19 protein-coding genes are annotated in these 20,623 nt (G+C 72.9%); 10 read left to right on the plus strand and 9 right to left on the minus strand.

Features of this window, described 5'->3' with window-relative positions:
- The first annotated feature begins 23 nt into the window (after nt 1-23).
- Entirely contained in the window at nt 24-1,322 is a 1,299-nt protein-coding gene (locus tag Q9S36_RS32380) for an FAD-dependent oxidoreductase (RefSeq protein WP_311288927.1), read from the plus strand.
- Between the two features lie 103 nt (nt 1,323-1,425).
- Here the strand turns inward: Q9S36_RS32380 and Q9S36_RS32385 are convergent, their stop codons facing one another.
- Both Q9S36_RS32385 and Q9S36_RS32390 read right to left on the minus strand, forming a co-directional pair.
- Entirely contained in the window at nt 1,426-2,091 is a 666-nt protein-coding gene (locus Q9S36_RS32385) for an SDR family oxidoreductase (RefSeq protein ID WP_311288928.1), read from the minus strand.
- 38 nt (nt 2,092-2,129) lie between these two features.
- Nucleotides 2,130-3,146 (minus strand): zinc-dependent alcohol dehydrogenase family protein, encoded by a 1,017-nt coding sequence (locus Q9S36_RS32390; protein ID WP_311288929.1) that lies wholly within the window; start codon nt 3,144-3,146, stop codon nt 2,130-2,132.
- A 541-nt stretch (nt 3,147-3,687) separates the two neighbouring features.
- Here Q9S36_RS32390 and Q9S36_RS32395 point away from each other — a divergent pair.
- From Q9S36_RS32395 to Q9S36_RS32435, 9 genes are all read left to right on the plus strand, one after another.
- Complete coding sequence (locus Q9S36_RS32395) at nt 3,688-5,244, plus strand: serine/threonine-protein kinase (RefSeq protein ID WP_311288930.1); 1,557 nt, start codon at nt 3,688-3,690, stop codon at nt 5,242-5,244.
- A gap of 166 nt (nt 5,245-5,410) precedes the next feature.
- Nucleotides 5,411-6,883 (plus strand): glycoside hydrolase family 32 protein, encoded by a 1,473-nt coding sequence (locus tag Q9S36_RS32400; RefSeq protein ID WP_311288931.1) that lies wholly within the window; start codon nt 5,411-5,413, stop codon nt 6,881-6,883.
- A gap of 52 nt (nt 6,884-6,935) precedes the next feature.
- The gene (locus Q9S36_RS32405) at nt 6,936-8,273 is read left to right on the plus strand and encodes an ABC transporter substrate-binding protein (protein WP_396653890.1); all 1,338 of its coding nucleotides are present in this window, start codon (nt 6,936-6,938) and stop codon (nt 8,271-8,273) included.
- 82 nt (nt 8,274-8,355) lie between these two features.
- On the plus strand, nt 8,356-9,237 hold the full coding sequence (locus tag Q9S36_RS32410; RefSeq protein WP_311288959.1) for a sugar ABC transporter permease: 882 nt from the start codon (nt 8,356-8,358) through the stop codon (nt 9,235-9,237).
- The gene (locus Q9S36_RS32415; RefSeq protein WP_311288933.1) at nt 9,234-10,160 is read left to right on the plus strand and encodes a carbohydrate ABC transporter permease; all 927 of its coding nucleotides are present in this window, start codon (nt 9,234-9,236) and stop codon (nt 10,158-10,160) included. The genes Q9S36_RS32410 and Q9S36_RS32415 overlap by 4 nt, the downstream gene beginning before the upstream one ends.
- A gap of 5 nt (nt 10,161-10,165) precedes the next feature.
- Nucleotides 10,166-11,176, plus strand: coding sequence for a LacI family DNA-binding transcriptional regulator (locus tag Q9S36_RS32420; RefSeq protein ID WP_311288934.1), 1,011 nt, complete (start codon nt 10,166-10,168; stop codon nt 11,174-11,176).
- A 25-nt stretch (nt 11,177-11,201) separates the two neighbouring features.
- On the plus strand, nt 11,202-12,614 hold the full coding sequence (locus Q9S36_RS32425; protein WP_311288960.1) for a glycoside hydrolase family 32 protein: 1,413 nt from the start codon (nt 11,202-11,204) through the stop codon (nt 12,612-12,614).
- 97 nt (nt 12,615-12,711) lie between these two features.
- Complete coding sequence (locus Q9S36_RS32430) at nt 12,712-13,731, plus strand: LacI family DNA-binding transcriptional regulator (RefSeq protein WP_311288935.1); 1,020 nt, start codon at nt 12,712-12,714, stop codon at nt 13,729-13,731.
- 91 nt (nt 13,732-13,822) lie between these two features.
- Nucleotides 13,823-14,614, plus strand: a complete 792-nt coding sequence (locus Q9S36_RS32435; RefSeq protein ID WP_311288936.1) for a RibD family protein — start codon at nt 13,823-13,825, stop codon at nt 14,612-14,614.
- On the opposite strand, the gene Q9S36_RS32440 is transcribed toward Q9S36_RS32435, so the two are convergent.
- The 7 genes from Q9S36_RS32440 to Q9S36_RS32470 all read right to left on the minus strand — a co-directional run bounded on the left by Q9S36_RS32440 (nt 14,531) and on the right by Q9S36_RS32470 (nt 20,588).
- On the minus strand, nt 14,531-15,616 hold the full coding sequence (locus tag Q9S36_RS32440) for a lysylphosphatidylglycerol synthase transmembrane domain-containing protein (protein ID WP_311288937.1): 1,086 nt from the start codon (nt 15,614-15,616) through the stop codon (nt 14,531-14,533). The genes Q9S36_RS32435 and Q9S36_RS32440 overlap by 84 nt on opposite strands.
- Nucleotides 15,613-16,497, minus strand: a complete 885-nt coding sequence (locus Q9S36_RS32445) for a class I SAM-dependent methyltransferase (protein WP_311288938.1) — start codon at nt 16,495-16,497, stop codon at nt 15,613-15,615. The genes Q9S36_RS32440 and Q9S36_RS32445 overlap by 4 nt, the downstream gene beginning before the upstream one ends.
- Nucleotides 16,452-17,537, minus strand: a complete 1,086-nt coding sequence (locus Q9S36_RS32450) for a glycosyltransferase family 4 protein (protein WP_311288939.1) — start codon at nt 17,535-17,537, stop codon at nt 16,452-16,454. The genes Q9S36_RS32445 and Q9S36_RS32450 overlap by 46 nt, the downstream gene beginning before the upstream one ends.
- The gene (locus tag Q9S36_RS32455) at nt 17,512-17,898 is read right to left on the minus strand and encodes a 6-carboxytetrahydropterin synthase (protein ID WP_311288940.1); all 387 of its coding nucleotides are present in this window, start codon (nt 17,896-17,898) and stop codon (nt 17,512-17,514) included. Before Q9S36_RS32455 ends, Q9S36_RS32450 begins: the two co-directional genes overlap by 26 nt.
- Nucleotides 17,899-18,298: 400 nt before the next feature.
- Nucleotides 18,299-19,387 (minus strand): zinc-binding alcohol dehydrogenase, encoded by a 1,089-nt coding sequence (locus tag Q9S36_RS32460; RefSeq protein WP_311288941.1) that lies wholly within the window; start codon nt 19,385-19,387, stop codon nt 18,299-18,301.
- Nucleotides 19,388-19,389: 2 nt separating this feature from the next.
- Nucleotides 19,390-19,845 (minus strand): hypothetical protein, encoded by a 456-nt coding sequence (locus tag Q9S36_RS32465; protein ID WP_311288942.1) that lies wholly within the window; start codon nt 19,843-19,845, stop codon nt 19,390-19,392.
- Entirely contained in the window at nt 19,842-20,588 is a 747-nt protein-coding gene (locus Q9S36_RS32470) for a CDP-alcohol phosphatidyltransferase family protein (protein WP_311288943.1), read from the minus strand. Before Q9S36_RS32470 ends, Q9S36_RS32465 begins: the two co-directional genes overlap by 4 nt.
- Between the last annotated feature and the right edge of the window lie 35 nt (nt 20,589-20,623).

Here is a 20,623-nt window from a genome sequence, read left to right on the forward strand (position 1 = left end):
CCGAACCACCCGGAGATCTCGATATGAGCGACGACGGCGCCGAACGCGTCCGCCCGGCAACCGGCCGGGAGACGGTCGTGATCGGCGCCGGGCTCGCGGGTCTGCGGTGCGCGATCCGGCTCGCCGCGAACGGATGCCGCGTGGTCGTCCTCGAGCGCGAAGAGGTCGTGGGCGGCAGACAGCGGACGGACCGGGTCGACGGTTTCCTGCTCGACCGCGGGTTCCAGGTGCTCAACCCGGCGTATCCGGCCGTCCGTCGCTGGGTGGACGTCGACGGACTGCACCTGCGGCGGTTCCCGGTCGGGGTCCGCGTGCGCCGCGAGGACCGCGTCGTCGCGCTCGCGCATCCGCTCCGGCATCCGGGCCGCCTCCCGCTCACCCTCGCGAGCGGGCTCGTCGACCCGCGCGACCTCATCGCGCTGGCGCGCTGGGCGACACCGGCCCTGCTGCAGCCCCGCCGGGTGATCGCCGGACCCGACCGCACTCTGCAGAAGGGGTGGGACCGCGCCGGCCTGCGCGGGCCGCTGCGGACCGAGGTCCTCGAGCCGTTCCTCGCGGGCGTCCTGGCAGAAGGTGTCGGCGCGTCGTCGGACACCTTCGCCAAGCTGCTCGTGCGCATGTTCGCGCTCGGCGGCCCTGGGGTGCCCGAACAGGGGATCGCCGCGCTCCCCGCTCAGCTCGAGCAGGAGGCCCGAGAACTGAGGGTCGAGTTCCGCCTCGGCGCCGGGGCCCGCGGCATCCGCGCCCCGGGCGGCCGCGTCGAGGTCGACATCGACGGCGGCGATGTCGTATCGGCCGATGCGGTCGTGGTCGCCGCGGGGCCGGATGCCGTGAGCGCGCTCGTCGACCTTCCGGCGCCTGCCACGCGCGGGCTGCAGACATGGTGGTTCGAGGCGGATGCCGGGGCTCCGGCATCCCCGTTGCTCACCGTCGACGGACGCAGAGCCGGTCCGATCGTGAACACGGTCGTGATGTCGCGGACGGCGCCGTCGTACGCACCGCCCGGACGACACCTGGTGCAGGCCACCTGCCTGCTGCCGGCCGCCGCTCGCGGGAATCCCGCGACGGCCGCGCAGGAGTCGGACGTGCGGCGCCAGCTGTCGGAACTGTGGGGTCCGACCGCCGCGTCGTGGCCGCTTCTTCGCCGCGACGACGTGTTCGATGCGCTGCCGGCGCAGCCTCCGCCGCTGCGGACGACGAGCCCGGCACGACTGACGGACGGCCTGTACGTGGCTGGCGACCACCGCGACACCGCCTCCATCCAGGGCGCGCTGGTGTCAGGCGACCGCGTCGCACGGGCGGTGCTCGCCGACCTCGCGTGAGTGCCGGTGCCCGGCGCGACGTCGACCTCGCGTGAGACAGCCGGCGCCCGGCGTCTCGTCGGCGTGCCCACCGCCTGGTGCCGACGCCGTCGGTACCGAGACGTCAGTACCGCGCCGAAAAGCCGCCGTCGCTGTGGAGCAGCTGGCCCGATACCCAGCGGCCGTCGGGCGAGATGAGGAACGACACGAACGCCGCGATGTCGGCGGGCGTGCCCATGCGACCGAGCGGATGGTGGGCGGTGAGCTGGGCGCGCGTGGCGTCGTCCATCCACCCGGTGTCGATGGGTCCAGGGTTGAGCACGTTCGCCGAGATGCCGCGGGGTCCGAGTTCGCGCGCGGCCGAGATGACGATGCGATCCAGCGCACCCTTCGACGCACCGTACGGCAGGTTCCCGGTGGTGTGATCGCTCGTGAGCGCCACGACGGCGCCGCCGTCGGGACCGATCTGCCGCGCGAAGGCCGCGATCAGCAGGAGTGAGGCGCGGGCGTTGACGGCGACGTGCCGGTCGAACTCCTCCGCGGTCGTGTCGAGGATGCCGGACTCGATGTCGTGGGCATGGCTGAGGATGAGCGCGTCGACGACCCCGTGATCGCGGACGACGGCGCCCATGAGGTCGTCGGGCCCGGGGCGCGTCGACAGGTCGCCGGCATAGTCGGCATCCGTCAGATCATTCGTGACGACCGTCCAGCCGTCGCGGCGCAGACGCGGCACGATGCCGGCGGCGATGCTGTTCGCGCGGGCGGCGCCGGTGACGAGGGCGAGAGGCATCCGTCGAGGGTACTCGACGCCCCGTCACCGGCGCGGGCTCACATCGTCAGGAGCGCCTTGATCGCGCGGCGCTCGTCCATCGCGCGGTAGGCCTCGGGCGCCTCGGCGAGCGGCACCTGCAGGTCGAACACCTTGCCCGGGTCGATCTTGCGGTCCCAGATGAGCTGGATCAGCTCGGGGAGGAACCGGCGGACGGGCGCGGGACCGCCGTGCAGGGTCACGAGCGAGAAGAACAGCTCGAAGCCGTCGAGCGACACGTCGTGCGCGACGCCGACGTACCCCACGTGCCCACCGGGGCGGGTCGCGCGGATCGCCTGCGTCATCGACTCCTGCGTGCCGACCGCCTCGATCACGCTGTCGGCGCCGAGCCCGTCGGTGAGCTCCTTGATGCGGGCCACGCCCTCGTCGCCGCGTTCCTCGACGATGTCGGTGGCGCCGAACTCGCGCGCGAGAGCCTGCCGGTCGGCGTGGCGCGACATGGCGATGATGCGCTCGGCACCCAGCTGCTTCGCGGCCAGGATGCCGAGGAGGCCCACCGCGCCGTCACCGACGACCGCGACGGTCTTGCCCGGTCCGGCTTCGGCGGCGACGGCGGCGAACCAGCCGGTGCCGAGCACGTCCGATGCGGCCAGCAGCGACGGGATCAGGTCGGGGTCGGGCTGACCGGGCGTGGCGACGAGCGTTCCATCGGCCAGCGGCACGCGCATGTACTCGGCCTGCGAGCCGCCGACGCCCTTCCGGTGCACGCAGCCGGTGTGATACCCGGCCTGACAGATCGCGCAGGTGTTGTCCGACGCGAAGAACGAGCCGACGACGAAGTCGCCGGGCTTGACCGTCGTCACCTCGGCGCCGACCTCTTCGACCGTGCCGCAGTACTCGTGGCCCATCGCCACGGGCTCGGTGACCTCGTCCGTGCCGCGATAGGGCCACAGGTCGGATCCGCACACGCACGCGGCAGCGAGCTTGATGACGGCGTCGGTCGGGTGCTGGATGCCGGGGCGGGCGCGCTCTTCGACGCGGACGTCGCGGGGACCGTACAGGATGGTTGCTTTCATCGGGGGGGCTCCTTCGTGGGGCTTCGGTTGCCGGGTTCGGGCGTTCGGGGTCGCGGGGTCCGGGGTCGTGCCGCGAGATCGGCCGACAACAAGCATCCGCCCTCTCGCCCGGTCCAGGGAGTGCCTGACGAGACGGGTACTCGCAGGGCACCCCTCGCGAGGGTACGCGGGCGCTGTGAGGAGCGCCCGGCCCGCGCACACTCGGGCGCGCCCACAACACGTGTTCTGGCCGGGCAAACTCGCCCGCGGCGTGCGCACTCACGCCCAGAACACGTGACCTGGGCGAGAAGACATGCTGCAAGCGCGCGATACGGGTGCTCTCGACGAGGACACGTGATCTGGCCCGCCCCGGCCAGCCCCGCCCCGGCCAGCCCCGCCCCGGCCCGGCCCGCCCCCTGGCTCGGCCAGCCGGTCCGGTCCGGTCCGACCGCGACGACGCCGCAGAGGGTCCACGGCGCCGCCGTCAAGCGGGAGCGGGCTTTCGCCCGATCCGCGTAGGGTGAAGGGTCGTCCGTCGCACCCGCGACGCGGACGGAGGAAGATGAGCGACCCGAACGCGAGCGAGTATCCCCCCACCGGCGAGATCCTCGACGGCCGATACCGCCTTGCCGAGCGCATCGGCGAGGGCGGCATGGCCCGGGTGTACCGCGCCGACGACACGGCGCTGGGTCGCACCGTGGCCATCAAGGTGCTGCGAGGGGCCGCCGGCGACATGCAGGTGATCGAGCGGGCGCGCTCCGAGACGACCCTGCTCGCCTCGCTGAACCACCACGCGCTCGTCACCCTGTTCGATGCCCGCATCGACGACGACGCCGTCGGCTACCTCGTGATGGAGTACGTCGACGGGATCACCCTGCGCGACCTGATCGCGCGTGGACCCGTCGACCCCGAGGAGCTCGCGGGCATCGCCGCAGACGTGGCCGAAGCACTGCACTACGCCCACGAGGCGGGCGTCGTCCACCGCGACGTCAAGCCGGGGAACGTGCTGCTCACCGCCTCGCCCCGGCCGGACCGGCGGTGGCGGGCGAAGCTCGCCGACTTCGGCATCGCCCACCTGCTCGACTCCGACCGGGTGACCACCCCTGGCCTCATCGTCGGCACCATGGCGTATCTCGCGCCCGAGCAGGCGCGCGGCGCCGCCCCCGCACCGCCCGCCGACATCTACGCGTTCGGGCTGATGCTGCTCGAGGCCCTCACCGCGACGCGCCCGTTCGGCGACGTCGAGGGGATCGCCGCCGTCACCGCGCGCTTGGCGGCGGCTCCGGTCGTCCCCGACACGCTGGCCCCCGGCTGGCAGGACCTGCTGTCTCGCATGACCGCCATGATCCCGGCCGACCGGCCGACCGCGCTGGATGTCGCCCTCGCCTCCGAACAGCTGAGATCCTCGGATGCCGCGACCGGCGCCGTGCGCGACGACACCGTCACCCGGGCGATGCCGCCGGGATTCGCGGAATCCGGGATGCCGCCTCTGCCGGCCGTGCCGGCCGCGGTCGCGGCGGGTGGACTCGCCGCAGGCGGCCTGGGTGCGGCCGCGGTCGCCGACGGCGGCGTCGCTCCCGCCCCGGATGCGGCTCCGACGGCGGTCGGCTCCGACGCGCCCACGGCTGTCCTGACGGGCGCGACCCCCGGGTCGCGGACGGGTGCCGGCGCAGCCGCGGGAGGCGGTGCGGGGGCAGCGGGCGGCGCGTTGGCGGGCGCCGGCGCCGCAGCGGGAGGTGCCGCGGCCGCTGCAGGCGGCGCAGCCACCGACTCGTCCCCCGCACGCGACGGCGGCTCGCGCGGTCGCCGAGCACTGATCATCGGCGCCGTGATCGCGGGCGCGATCCTGCTCGGCGCGGTGCTGCTCGCGGCCTGGCTCGGATCGCTCGCAGCCACGCCGACCCCGGCATCCACCTCGACCCCGACGCCCACCGCGACCTCCACCCCTACGCCCACGCCCACGCCGACACCGACGCCCGAGGAGCCCGCACCTGCGCCTCCCGCGGATGACGACGACGATGACGACGACGAGGGCAACGAGAACAGCGGTCCCGGCAACAACAGCGGGAACAACGGCGACGAGAACGGCAAGGACAAGGGCAAGAAGAAGGACGGCTGAGTCCTCGACACCCTCACCGATCTCGTCGCTGCCGCGGGCTGCCCGAAGCAGCCGCTGAAATATTGATTAACCGCTTGACCATCGTTTGAATCGCCTGCTAGCGTCTGCGTAACCGATTAACCATCCCGGTTCGGATCGGTCGCAACGACGCAGCGAAGAGGTATTCATGGACCAGCGAGGGTTCTTCCGTCCGACCGACGCATGGGTCGGCGACGTCATACCCTGGCAGGAAGACGGCGTCTTCCACCTCTTCTACCTCCACGAGTCCCGCCGCGTCCCGAAGATCGGGATGCCGTGGCACCGGGTCGTGACCGACGACCTCGTCGACTTCCGCGAAGCCGGGTCGGCGCTGGCGTCCGGCGGACCGCACGCCGACGACTTCAACGTGTACACCGGCAGCATCGTGGTCGACGAGCACGGCACGCACCACGTCTTCTACACCGGCCAGAACCCCGAGCGTCGCGGACAGGACGGCCTGCCGCTGCAGCTCGTCCTGCACGCCACCAGCCGTGACGGCATGCAGACCTGGCAGCGCCACCCCGCCGACACCTTCGGCGCGACCGCCGGCTACGAGAGCGCAGACTGGCGCGACCCGTTCGTCTTCCGCGATGAGAAGGCGGGGCTGTGGCGCATGCTCATCACGGCACGCCACGAGGCCGGGCCCGCGCGTCGCCGGGGCGTCATCGCCCAGTGCGTCTCGCGCGATCTGCGGACGTGGGAGCCGGCCGAGCCGTTCTGGGACCCGCGCCGATACATCGCGCACGAGTGCCCCGAGGTCTTCGAGTGGAACGGCTGGTGGTACCTGGTCTACTCCGAGTTCAGCGAGTCGTTCACCACCCGGTACCGCATGGCGCGTTCCCTCGAGGGCCCCTGGACGGTTCCCGTGAACGACTCGCTCGACGGGCGCGCCTACTACGCGGCGAAATCGGCCGAACGCGACGGCCGCAGGTTCTTCTTCGGCTGGATCGCGTCCCGCGAAGGCGCACGCGACGACGGCGCGTGGCAGTGGGCGGGGACGCTCTCGGTGCTCGAGGCCGAGCAGAACGCCGACGGCACGCTGCGCTTCCACCCGCCCCGCGAGCTGGCCGCCACCTTCGACCGGCCCGCGGCCGGAATCCCGGCCGGGACCGCTCTGCATGCACCCGACGGATACGCCGACGCGCTCGCGCCGGTCGAGTCGCCGCCGGCGTTCCGCCTCGTGGCACGGTTCGACATCGCGCCCGGCACCACCGAGTGCGGTGTGCTGCTGCGGGCGAGCGCCGACGGCGACGAGGGCTACGCCCTGAGACTCGAGCCGCGCCGCAACCGGCTGGTCTTCGATCGGTGGCCGCGACGGACCACCGGCGGCGAGCAGTGGCAGATCTCCGGCGACGTGCCGTATGCCGTCGAGCTCGAGAGGCCCGTCGACCTCGCGCCCGGCGCGCATCGGCTGGAGGTCATCGTCGACGGCGACCTCTGCGTCGCGACCGTCGACGACTCGACGGTGCTCAGCACCCGGCTCTACGACCGGCCGACCGGCAGGGTCGGCGCGTTCGTCGGCGAAGGCGCCCTGGTCGTCCATGAATTCACCGTCACCACCCGTGACGGATCCCCCGCCCCCGCGGTCCGCGCCGATGAACTCGTCGCAGCCCTCGGGTGACACCCCGCCCCTTCCCTCCCTCACCCGCGAAAGATCAATGGAGATTCCGATGATGACCACCACACAGCGCTCGGCGGCCCTGTTCGCCGCCACAGCCGCCGTCGCCCTCACCCTCACCGGCTGCGCCGGCGCGAGCGGCGGCGGCGACCCCACCGACGTGAACCCCGACGGCGAGATCACGGCTCGCGAGATCTCCTGGCTGCTGTCACGGCCCGCCGACGGCGGCGTCATCACCGCGATGGAGCAGATCGCCGAGGAGTACGCCGAAGAGAACCCGGGCTTCGGGCTGAACCTGATCACCACTCCGGACCGGCCGTCCTACATCCAGAAGTACGAGACCCTCGCCGCGGCGAACAAGCTGCCCGAGCTGTTCGACACCGACGCCACCCCCTTCGCGCAGAAGCTCGCGGGGCAGGGTCGCATGGTCGACATCGACCTGCTGCTCGAGGACCTCGGGCTCGACGGCGAGTTCCGCGAGGCGGCGCTGAACTACCAGCGCTTCGACGACGGCTCGCTGTACACGATCCCGTTCGAGTTCCAGCTCGAGGTGTTCTGGTACAACGCCGACCTGCTCGCCGAGGCCGGCGTCGAAATCCCGGCGACCCTCGACGATTTCGCACCGATGTGCGAGGCGCTCCGCGCGCAGGGGATCACCCCGATCGCCCTCGACGGCCAGGACGGCTGGCCGCTCGAGCGCTACATGGCCTACTACCCGTTCCGCATGGCCGGTCCCCAGTACGTGCAGGACCTCAAGAACGGCGAGGCGTCGTTCTCCGACGAGACCGGACGCGCCGCCGTCGAGTGGCTCTATGGTCTCGGGCAGGCCGGATGCTTCCAGGAGGGCTTCTCGTCGACCGGCTACGCAGATGCGCAGGCGCAGTTCACCTCGGGTCGCGCCGCCGTGTACAACATCGGCACCTGGGAGCTGGGCAACCTCGCCACCGAAGCGCTGGATCCCGCCGTGCGCGACGCGGTCGACTACTTCACCCTGCCGACCATCGACGGGGCCGTGACCGCCGACAACGAGTACGTCACCCCCTCGGGGATCGGCATGGCCGTCAATGCCGCGACGTACGACCCGCTGGTGCGCGACTTCCTCGCCTACGCTCTGGAGCGGTACCCCGAGGTCTACGCCGCCTCGGGCGCCCTGTCGCCGACGACCGGTGTCGAGACCACGATCCCCGACAACGCCACACCGCTGTACGCCCGGGCGGTGGAGCAGGCCGAGACCGTCGGCTCGGCGATCGCGATGCCGTGGGACACGCAGTTGGACCCGGCGACGAACACGCGCCTGCAGCAGGAGCTGACCCTGCTCGTGCAGGGCGACAGCACGCCCGATGAGTTCATCGAGACGATGGACGCGACCCTTGCGGAGAACGTCGGTGACTGAGATCACCCAGACCGGGGTGCGCGCGGTCCGTCCGCGCGCACCCCGGCGCCCCTCCCCCGCACGCACGCCGATGCGGACGTCGATGCTGCCTCGGCGCTCGGGACTGTCGGTCGCGATCTTCCTGCTGCCGCCGCTGGTGCTCTACGGCGCTGCCGTGCTGCTGCCCATCGTGCAGTCGCTGGTGCTCAGCGTGTTCTCGTGGGACGGCATCACCGACATGGCCTTCGTCGGCCTGGACAACTACGTCAAGATGTTCACCCGCGACGACGTGTTCTGGACCGCCTTCGGCAACGCCCTCGGCTACCTGGCCATCTGCCTCGTGCTGCAGCTCGGCGGAGCGCTGGCCGTCGCGGGCCTGCTCACCGCGGTGCCCCGGGCGCGCGAACTCGTCAAGACGCTGTACCTGCTGCCGGCGGTCATCTCGACCGTGGCGATCGCGTTCCTCTTCATCCGCATCTACTCGCTCGAGCCCGTCGGGCTGTTCAACCAGCTGCTTGCATGGGTGGGCCTCGAGAGTCTGCAGACGGCCTGGCTGTCCAATGTGCAGACGGTCCTCGCGGCCGTGTCCATCCCCGAGGGCTGGCGCTTCACCGGGCTCTACATGCTCATCATCTACGCGGCCCTCATCGCCGTGCCGCGCGAGCTGGAAGAAGCCGCCCGGCTGGACGGCGCCACGTGGTGGCAGACGTTCTGGCGCATCCGGTTCCCCTACATCCGCCCGGTGTGGATCACCACGACGGTGATGGCCACCACCTTCGCCCTGCGCGGATTCGACATCCCCTACCTCCTCACCAACGGCGGGCCCGGACAGTCCTCCGAGCTCCTGACGACGTACATGTACAAGACCGCGTTCGTCCACACCGACTACGGCTACGCCAGCGCGATCTCGGTCTTCATCGTGATCGAGTGCCTCGTCGCCGTCGGCCTCATCTTCCTGCTGCTCCGTCGGAGGGACGACGCATGACCGCCTCGCTCATCACCCGTCCGTCCGCGTCCGCGCCGACGCCGCCTCCGGCATCGCCGCCCCGCGGGACCCGGTCCCGTGCGGTCCGCTCGCCCCGTCAGCGGGTGCAGCGCACCCTGCTGACCGTCACCGTCATCCTGATCGTCATCGTCCAGGTCTATCCGCTGGCGTGGCTGTTCCTGACGAGTTTCCGCACGGCATCCGATTTCGCCGGCGGCGACCCGTTCGCCCTCCCTTCCGAGTTCACGCTCGACAACTACACGCGCGCCTTCGCCACCGGCAACCTGTGGCTGAACATCGCCAACAGCCTCATCGTGACGCTGGGCGCGAGCGCCCTGATCGTGGTGGCGGGCATGATGGCCGCGTACGCCCTGCAGGTGCTCGGGTTCCGCTTCAGCGGACTCGTGCGCTCGCTGTTCCTGCTCGGGATCATCGTGCCGGTGCAGATCGCCCTCGTGCCGCTGTTCATCGACTACTCGCAGGTGGGGCTGCTCGACACCCATCTGTCGATGATCCTGCCGCTGGCCGCCTTCTCGCTGCCGATGGCGGTCTACCTGTTCTCGTCGTTCTACGAGTACATTCCGCGCGAGATGTACGAAGCGGCATCCCTGGACGGCGCGGGTCCGTACCGAATCTTCCTGCAGATCACGTTCCCGTTGTCGGTCAACACGATCATCACCGTCGTGCTGGTCAACAGCATCTTCATCTGGAACGACTTCATCTTCGCGAACACGTTCGTCCTCTCGGACGGGCTGAAGACGATCCCGCTGGGCCTGCAAAACTACATCGGAGCGATGGGCAACACCGATTGGACGGCGACGTTCGCCGCCGTCTGCGTGACGGTGACGCCGTTGCTGCTGGTCTTCCTCGTGCTGAACAAGGCGATGATCAACGGACTCGAGAGCGGAGCCACCAAGGGATGAGTGCAATGGAGCACGGCAGAGCCACCTCGGCGGTGACGATGCGCGACGTCGCCAAGGCGGCGGGGGTGTCGGTGGCCACCGTGTCGCACGTGGTCAACGACAAGCCGGGCGCCCGCATCGGCGACGATGCCCGGCGTCGTGTGCACGAAGCCGTGGCGGCCCTCGGATACCGCCCGAACGCACTGGCGAAGACGTTGTCCGAGGGGACCTCCCGCTTCATCGGCCTGGTCGCGGACGCGATCGCCACCACCCCTTTCGCCGGGCAGATCATCCACGGCGCGCAGGATGAGGCATGGCGGCACGGGTTCGTGCTCCTGGTGGCCAACACCGAGAGCAACACCGCCGTCGAGAACGACGCGATCGCCATGATGCTCGAGCATCAGGTGCGCGGCATCCTGTACTCGACCTGGTATCACCGGCGCATCGATGTTCCGCCGCTGCTGCAGAACACCGACACCGTGCTGGTGAACTGCTTCGCCGAAGACGACGCGTTCCCCGCCGTCGTGCCCGACGAGGAGCAGGGCGGCCGCGCGGCGACCGAGGGACTGCTCGAGGCAGGGCACCGCCGCATCGCGTTCATCAACACCACGTCGCCGTCACCGGCGCAGACCGGGCGGCTCGCCGGCTACCGCGCCGCGCTCGACGCGGCCGGGATCGCGTACGACGACGCCCTCGTCTTCTCGGCCGAGCCCGCCCAGGAGGGCGGATACGGGGCTGTCGGGGCGGTCATCGAGTCCGGCGCGACAGGCGTCTTCTGCCACAACGACCGCGTGGCGATGGGTCTCTACGACGGTCTGCGCGAGCGGGGCCTGCGCATTCCCGATGACGTCGCGGTGATGGGCTTCGACAATCAGGACGTGATCGCCGCCCACCTGCGTCCGCCGCTGTCGACCGTCGCGCTGCCGCACTACGAACTCGGCGCCGCGGGGGTGCGGACGCTGCTCGGGCTCGAGCCCGCCGGCGCTCCAGACCGCCTTCTCGTCACCTGCCCGCTCGTGCCGCGGGCATCGCTCTGAGGCGCGCATGTCGGGCAGCGAGATGATGCGGCCGGTGTTCCACCTGACGCCCTCACGACACTGGATGAACGATCCCAACGGTCTCGTCCACCACGGCGGGCGCTGGCACGCCTACTTCCAGCACAACCCCGACGGGATCGACTGGGGCAACATGAGCTGGGGCCATGCGTCCAGCACCGACCTCGAGCACTGGGTCGAGCACCCCGTCGCGCTCGCTCATCGGCCCGGCGAGCAGATCTACTCGGGATCGGTCGTGGCCGAGCCCGACGGCACACTCACGGCGTTCTACACCAGTGCCTTCGACACCGGGCGACAGGCCCAGTCGCGCGCGACCAGCCGTGACGGCGGCTTCACGTGGGCGCGCGATGCCCGCAACCCCGTGCTCGACCGCGGGTCGTCGGACTTCCGCGACCCGAAGGTCATCCGGTACACCGACGACGACGGCACTCAGCGCTGGATCCTTCTCGCCGTCGAGGCGGTCGAGCGCCGCGTGCTCTTCTACGCCTCCGCCGATCTGGAGCACTGGGATCCCGTCGGATCCTTCGGCCCGGTGGGCGGCGACGGCGTCGTGTGGGAGTGCCCCGACCTCGTGCGCCTTCGCGTGGACGGCGACGATGCGCACCGCCGCTGGGTGCTGCTGCTGAGCACCAACCCGATCGGTGAGGATGCCGCTCCCGCCGGCTCTGCGATGCACTACGTCGTCGGCGACTTCGACGGCCGCAGCTTCACCGCCGACCAGCCTGTGCTCGTGCCGGCCGACCACGGGCGCGACATGTACGCCGGGGTCACGTTCGACAGCGCGCCCGACGGCGCCGCGATCATGCTCGGCTGGATGAGCAACTGGCGGTATGCGCACGCGGTGCCCAGCGCCCCGTGGAGGGGGGCCATGTCGCTGCCGCGCACGCTGTCGCTGCGCACCGTCGACGGCGCGGCGCGCCTGGTTCAGCGCCCGGCGTCGTTCGTCGACGAGTATCTGTCCGGCGCGGCATCCGTCGATCTGCTCGCCGACCGGCCCCGCACGCTGACGCTGAGCGGGCACACCCTGGTCGAGCTGAGCTGGGATCCGACCCGCACCGGCGCCCTGCGCATCCGCCTCGACGGCGAGGCGGACGACGCGGCCGAGATCGTGCATGACCCGGATGCCGGGATGCTGACCGTCTCGCGCACCGGCACGGCGGCCGCGGCCCTGCATCCGGACTTCGCGTCGACGAGCGTCGCCCCGCTCCGCGCGGACGACGCCGGACGCCTGCTCGTGAGCCTGGACGGACCCCTCCTCGAGGTCTTCGCCGGACACGGCGAAAGCGTCGTGTCGAACCTCGTGACGCTCGGCGCCGGCCCGATCTCGCTCACCGTCGACGCGGCAGCCCGGTCCCCGATCGGCGTGCGCTCGGTCGACGTCGACGTCGCACGAAGGAGCACGGCGACAGCCGCCGCCTGATGTGAACGCCGCGGTCGGCTCGCGTGTCAGTCCAGCGCGAGCTCGACCGTCGCGGATACGGGTCGTCCACAGATGAACTTTGCGCAAAACTGGCTGCATGACCGACGGTGCACGGGTGACCCTCAGCGCAGTGGCCGAGCGCGCGGGGGTGAGTGTCGCCACGGCCTCGCGGGCGCTCCGCGCGCGCGGCGAGATGGCCGCCGATACGCGAGCGCGCGTGCTCCGCGCCGCGAGCGAGCTCGGCTACCCAGGCACCACCGCGGGGCGCGGCCGGCCGCGCCGGGGCACCGCGCTGATGTTCGACCTCGTGCTCGGTCACTTCCACGACCCGTACACCGAGGAGATCACCGCCGGCGCCCGCACCACCGCTTCGTCGCTGGGCTACGACCTCGTGCTGACAGCCGAGCGGGACGACCCGGCCGACGACTGGCCAGAACGCATCCGCTCCCGCGGGTCCGCGGGCGTCGTCACCGGTCTGATCACCCCCACGAGCGCACAGATCCTCGCGATGCACCGCGCCGGGATCCCCCTGGTGCTGATGGAACCGCCGTCCGAGGCGTCCAGGCCTCTGCCGAGCGTCCGCACGACCGACCGGGCCGGAGGGTCGGCGGCCGCGGAGCACCTCATCTCGCGGGGCGCCCGTCGCTTCGTCGTCATCGGCGGCGCACCCTCGTACCGCTACGGCCGAGCGCGCGTCGATGGGTTCACCGCCGCCCTGGACGAGCTCGCGCCCGGGGCGCCCTGCGTGCGGACGAGCGCGGACTGGGGCGCGTGGGATGCTCGCCGCGCGTGCGCCCGGGCACTGTCGGAGCTCGGCGGCGAAGGCCCGGTGGGGATCTTCGCCTGCTCGGACGAGATGGCCGCCGGCGCCTACCGGGCAGTCGCCGACAGCGGGCTCGGCATCCCCCGCGATGTGCTCGTCGTCGGCTTCGACGACCTTCGGGGCGCACGGTGGCTGCATCCGTCGCTCACGACCATTCGCCAGCCGATCCGAGAGATGGCGGCGACCGCGGTGCGGCTCCTGGCCCGTTCCGCAGCCGGGGAAGAAGTGGCCCCCGACGCGATCGTCATGCCGACCGAGCTCGTCGAGCGAGGCTCGACCCGGGTCCTCGCCTGAATTCCCGCCGCGTCGGCCCCCAATGTCGGGCACGGATGCCGCGGCTCGCCGCTCGTGCCCGGTGGGAAGCGCGCTCGTCTACGCTGGAACGATGGCGCCGACCACCGATGGGGGATCATCGGAGTCTGCGACGCCCACCGACCCGAACGACGCCGCCTGGAGACGATTCCTCGCCGGCGAGCAGTCGGGAAGCGATGAGATCTGCACCCTCTACGGGCCGCTCGTGGGGGCCGCGGGCCGCGTCGCGATCGGCCAGCTCGGGCAGAGCCTCGACGGTTTCATCGCCGCGCGCACCGGCGACGCGTGCTTCGTCACGGGCGAAGAGGACCGTCGGCACCTGCACCGGCTGCGCGCCCTCGTCGACGCCGTGGTGATCGGGTGGCGGACCGTCCGCAACGACGACCCGCGGCTGACCGTCCGCGCCGTCGAGGGCGGAAACCCGGCCCGCGTCGTGCTCGACCCCGACGCGCGGATGCCGCGCACGTCGGGAATCCTCCACGACGGCGCCGCGCCGACCCTGTGGGTCGTGGATGCCGGCACCGCCGTCGACGAGCCGATCGCCGACCACGTGCAGGTCATCCGCGTCGACGACCTGCGCGAGCGGCCGCCGAGCGATCTGCTCGACCTTCTCGCGGCGCGCGGACTCGAGCGCGTGCTCATCGAGGGCGGAGGCGTGACCATCTCGCGATTCGTGCAGGCCCGCGCGCTGGACTGGCTCTACCTCACCACCGCGCCGATGCTCATCGGAGACGGCATCCCCGGCATCCGATTCGACGGCGAAGACCGCCTGGCCGACGCCCTACGTGGCCGGGTCCGCCGCTTCACGCTCGGCGACGACATCTGCACGGAGTTCGATTTCGGCTCGGCGAGCACGACGGCGTGACCGCGCCCGTCGCAGCTCGCGCACGCGCGGGGCGAAGCGCGCGGCGACGACGACCGCTCCGGGAAGCGTCGAGCACAGGGCCAGGATGCCGTACCCGACCGACACGGTGACACCGAGCCCGGGAGCCAGACCCGCCAAGCCGAACGCCCACGCCGCCGCGGCCTCGCGCGTGCCCCAGCCGCCTACGCCGATCGGCACCGACATGCCCGCGATCGCGATCGACGCCAGAGCAGGGGCCTGACCCAACGGCGCGGCCGGCGCGAGCGCGATCATCGCGACGACGAAGATGCCCGCGAACGCGGCCCAGCCCGCGATCGAGAGCAGCACGACGCGCAGAAGTTCGCCGGCGGACAGCGGCCGCAGCCACCGCCAGGCGACCCCGACCGCGGCGAGCGCGATCGCGAGGCAGACCGCGGCGCCCGGAAGAGACAGCGGCACGAGGGCGACGGTGGCGGCGGCGAAGACCACGGCGGTGCCGACGAGTCGCTCGGCGGCGATCGCGGCGAAGGCGCTGGCCAGCGCGCGGCGGCCGGCGCTCACCGTCGCGTCGCTGCTGTCGTCCGCTCCGCGGACGAGGTCGCCGGCGAGGCCCCCGGGCAGCACGCTGTTGAGGAACGCCGCCTGCCAGCAGCGGGCGATGGCGGGTCCGATGTCGATGCGGATCGCGTGGTGGCGGGCGACCGTACGCCACCGCAGCGCCTGCGCGACGACGCCGACGCTGCCGAGCGCGATGCCGAGCGGGAACGCCCACCACGGCAGCGCCGACACGGCGTGCACGATGGGGTCGGGTCCCCAGCGCCAGATGACGAAGGCGAGCAGCCCGACCGTCACCGCGACCTGCGCGAGCGACACGACGATGAGGCGCCGCCGGCCGGGGCGCGCGATGGTGTCGTCGGTCCGGCCGGTGCCGGGTCGGCGGCGGAGCCGGGGCGGCCGTTCGGCGGGCGCGGCGGTGCCGTCGGACCGTCGATCGCGGCTCGTGCGTGGGGAGGTCTCCGTCACGGCGCTGTCGTCCCCGAGTCCGCGCCGGTCGCCGCTGCACCGGGCAGGCACCGGATGTCGGCGTGCCCGACTCGCACGGTGAGGGCGCCGGCGTCGACGTCGGACTCCCGCGCCGCCAGCCACTCGGCCGCGAGGGTGGCGAGCGCGGCATCGTGCTCGACGGCCGCGGCGGCGCGGTCGGCGAGGTAGCGGCGCACGAGCGGGGCCTCACCCGTCGCGGCGAGCTGCCATGGCGTCTCGACCACATCGACTCGGCACCCGCTGCCGCGCAGAAGGTCGGCCATGTGCGCGGCGGCGTCGGGCCCGAGGATGCCGTCGCGGCGCTGGTGGGCGTCGAAGGCGTCGGTGATCGCGGCATCGCCGGGGTGCGACGGGTCGATCGCCACCTCGCCGGTGACGCTCAGGCTCAACAGGGCGACGCCGCCGGCGCGGACGATCGCGTCGGTCAGGACCGCGGCATCCTCTGGGGTCAGCAGATCGAGCAGAGCGGCGCACGTGATGAACGCGGACTCGGCGCCCGAGACCACCTCGCCCAGCTCGCCCAGCGTCGCCACCCGGCGGGTCACCTCGACCACCTCACGGGGGATGTCGGCATCGACGGCGTCGATGAGCGCGGCGTCGTGATCGACGAGCACCCACCGCTGTGCGAACGGCAGCCGCGACGCCAGCCACGCCAGGTTCGACCCGGTGCCGGCGCCCACGTCCACGACCTGCACGACCCGGCCTTCCGCCGCGAGGGCGGGGGCGAGGTCGGCGAGCAGCGGCGCACTGGCCTCTCGCGCGCGGTGGTCGGCGGCGCGGCGCAGGGTCAGCCAGTCGGCGGCGACGGGGCGGGTCACCATGCCAGCGCCGCCCGGAGCTCCTTCGCTGCGTCGGGCCATGTCCGGAGTCTAGATCGCGCCAGACGGGCCCGGCTCCGCCAGGCCTCACGCAGTTCGGGGTCGGCGAGCCATCGCGCGAGCAGCGCCGACCACGCCTCGGCGTCGCGCGGGTCGAGCACGGCGCCGGGCAGCCCGTCCGGTCCCCGCCCGGCCGACAGGGCTTCGACGGCTCCGGTTCCCGAGGGGACGAGGGCCGGGATGCCGCGCGCCAGAGCCTCGGTGACGACCATGCCGTAGGTCTCGGTCAACGACGGCAGGAGCAGCAGGTCGACCCGGCGCCACAGGCGTTCGAGGTCGTCTCCGGTCACCGCCCCGGTCACATCGGCGCGGCCCGGGCCGAGGTCGCCGGCGGCGCGGTCGACCTGCCCCGCATACCCGGGGTCGGCGTGACGAGGTCCGGCGACGGACACGCTCCACGCCAGGTCGGTGAGGGGGAGCAGCGCCTCGAGCGCCCCGACGGCGTTCTTGCGCGGGGTGAGCGAGCCCAGGATCAGCATCCGCGGCGGGATGCTGCCGGCGGCGATCGGTGCGGCGGTGACGCCGGGCGCGACGACCGCGGCCTCGACTCCGTACCGGCGGCGCAGGTCGTCGCGCGCCCACGCGCTCGTGCACACCACGGCGTCGGCGACGGTCACGGCGGCGCGCTCACCGCGCGCGAGATCGGCGGCCTCGTCGTCGCCGAGTCCGGTCTCGGCGGGGAGGGGCAGGTGCACGAGGATCGATATCCGGATGCCGTCAGCCACGGCATCCGCGATCTCGTCGGGCGCGGCGCAGGCGACGATGCCGTCGACGAGCACGTCCGGGGCGGTGCGCAGCGCTGCCGCGAGCGCTTCGGCGTCCTCCGGACGCGGCCGCGGCCATGACCCGGGCACCGCGGTTTCGGCGATGGCGAGGCCGTCGGCGCGCAGGGCCTCGAGCAGGTGCGCGTTGTAGAGGGAGCCGCCGCTCGGGCCGCCGAGGTCGCCGGGGACGATCAGCGCGCGGGCGGGGGCGGGTGCGGGCGCGGGCGGAACGTCAGCGGGAGGCGAGGTCGAGCTCATACGTCACCCAGGCGTCGGGATGCTCGCGGACGACGACGTCGATGCGGGCGATCGTAGCGGCATCCACTCGGTCGGCGAGCGCGTGGGCAATGTGCGCGGCGATGGCCTCGGTCGTGCTCAGAGTGCCGGCGAAGGAGGGGTGCTCGTCGAGGTTGGCGTAGCGCAGCGGGGCGAGCACCTCGGACAGGTGACCGCTCGCCTCGCCGATGTCGATGACGACGCTGTGGGCGTCGAGGTCGCGGCGCCGCCAGGTCGCCTCGATCACGAGCGTGGCGCCGTGCAGGCCCTGGGCGGGTCCGAAGAACTCGTCGGGAAGGCTGTGGGCGATCATGATGTGATCGCGGACGGTCAGGCCGAACATGGTGTCCTCTCGGTCGTGGTCCCAGCGTAGGGGCCGGGCTGCCGGTCGGGGCCGGGGGCGGCGCGGGGGCGGGCCGGTGAGACCGGGGATCTGCCGTCGGACCGGGGGCGACGCCCTGGGTCTCGGCGCGATCCCCCGGTCTCGGCGAACCGGGACGGCGGGCGGACGGGGCGAACGGCGGCGGGGCGGACGGCGGGGCGGCGGGCGGGCGGCGACGGGGCGGACGGCGGCCGGAGCCGGCGGTTGCGGGTGCGCGTGACGCCGCAAGCCGCCGAGACCGGGAACCTGCCGTCGGACCGGGGGCGACGCCCTGGGTCTCGGCGCGATCCCCAGCCTCGACGAACCAGGGCGGCGGGGCGGGGCTGGCGGGGCGGATGCCGCGCGGGCGGGGCGGGGCGGGTTACGCGTAGCGGATGGCGACGCATCCGGCGCCGTTGTCGAGGTCGGCGAACGCGGTGCCGATGTCGGCGAACGACGACTCGGAGGCGATGAGCGCGTCGAACGCGTCGTCGGCCAGCAGCGTCAGGGCGAACGCGAGTCGCGCGGCGGGGTCGCGGCGATGGCGGCGGGCGGCGCCGATGCGCGACACCTGGCTGGCGATGATCCGCAGGCGGCGGGAGTGGAAGTCTTCACCCAGCGGCAGGCGCGGAGCCCTCTGCCCGAACCACGACAGCTCGACAAGGTCCGCCTCGTCGCCGAGCAGCGACAGGGCGGTCGCTGCACCGGCCTCGGTGGCCGAGGCGTGGAAGACCAGGTCGCAGTCGCTTTCCGCCTGGTCGGGGGCGACGGCGTCCAGGCCGGTCCCCGCCAGGTGCGCCCGGCGGCCGGCGTCGGGTTCCACCACCTGCAGGCGGGCGAGCGGAAAGCGGCGCAGCAGCAGCGCGACCGCGCCTCCGACGAGTCCCCCACCCACGACGGCGATGCGGTCGCCGGCGCAGGGGGCGGCATCCCACATCGCGTTCAGCGCCGTCTCGACGGTGCCGGTGAGGATCGCGCGGCGGGACGGGACGTCGTCGGGCAGGGGGACGAGGCGGTCGGCGGGCACGACGAAGCGGTCCTGGTGCGGGTGCAGACAGAACACCCGTTCGCCGATCAGCGCCGCGGGGCCGTCCTCGACGACGCCGACCGCGAGGTAGCCGTACTTGACCGGGAAGGGGAAGTCGCCGACCTGGAGGGGCGCCCGCATGCGGTCGTGCTGCGACGGCGGCACCTCGCCGCGGCGCACGAGCAGTTCCGAGCCGCGGCTGATGCCGCTGTAGAGCGTGCGGACCAGCGCGTCGGCCTCGCCGAGCGCGGGGAGTGTCTCGCGGCGCAGCTCTCCGGCACCGGGGCCTGTCGCCCAGTACGCCGTCGCCTCGATCCCGGCGGTCCCGGCGCCCCCGTCGCCCCCGTCGAATTCCGCAGCCCCCGCAGTCCCGGCCGCCCCCGCAGCCCCCGCAGCCCCGGCCGGCCCGGCGCGCCCGGCCGGGCCGACAGCCCCGTCGGCCACGGTCACAGCCCCGCCGCCGTGATGCCGGTCCAGACCGAGGAGGCTCCGGAGTGTCCGAGGAGCACCGTGAACACGGTCGCGACGACACCCGCGATCGCCGCGAGCACGCCGGTCCAGCGGGCGGCCGGGCGGAGCGCGCGGTGCGGGTTCGGGCGCCGCGAGAGCAGCAGCAACGCGTACCACCCGCCGGCGAGGACGCCGAAGACGATCGCCGCGGCCAGGCCCGGGTCGGCCCACGCCATGTGCTCGTACGGGGTGCCGACGACGGCGGCGAGCGCGGTGCCGGTGCGGTGGGCGACGAAGAACGCCACCGCTCCGGCGAGCGCCATTCCGGCGCCGACCGCCCCCACCTGCACGCGCACGCGGCGCCACGACACCGCGGTGATGACCAACAGCATCGCGACCGGCACGAAGACGACCGCGGCGTGCACGACGAGGGGATGCAGGGGTGGGTTCACGATGGCTCCGTCCGGCGTTCGAGGGTGACGATGTCGCGTCCGAACGACACGAGCAGCAGCGCCAGGACGACCGCGACGACCGCGATCGCGAGCGGCACGGGCACGATCGGGATGAGCGCGAACACCAGCCCGATGCCCTGCAGCGCCGCCACCACCCGCCGGAACTGACTGAACGCGAGTTCGCCGCGCAGACGCGGCCTGATCCAGGATGCCGCGACGAACAGATACCGCAGGGCGCCGATCGAGAGCACCCACCAGCCCACGGTCGGCGCGACCAGCACCGAGAGGACCATCAGCAGCGCGGCATCCGATTCCATGTCGAGTCGGGCTCCGGCGGCGCTGGCCGTGCCCGTGCGACGTGCGACGTAGCCGTCGACGGCATCGAGGGCGAGGGCGAGACCGACCACCGCCGCGACCAGCCACGTGCGCGGGGCGAGTTCACCCGCGAGCACGAGCACGGTGGCCCCGCCGACGACGCCGGTGAGCGCGACGCGGCCGAGGGTGAACCGGTCGGCGGGGCTGACCACGGGCGGCCGACGGCGCAGCAGGGCGATCGCCGCGACGACCGGCACGATCAGGGCGACGACCACCGCGGCGACGGCCACGGGTGCGGGCGGGGCGACCGCGGCCACCCACGCGACGACCGCGGCAAGCGGCACCGCCACCACGACGGCGGCGGTCAGGCGCACGTCGGTGAGCCCGGTCCGGCTACCGGCGAGCCCCGTCGCGACGCGCGCACGCATGCTGTCACCCTAAACCGGCGGCGGGCGGCGGGCGG

It is taken from the genome of Microbacterium sp. ARD31, from assembly GCF_031844425.1.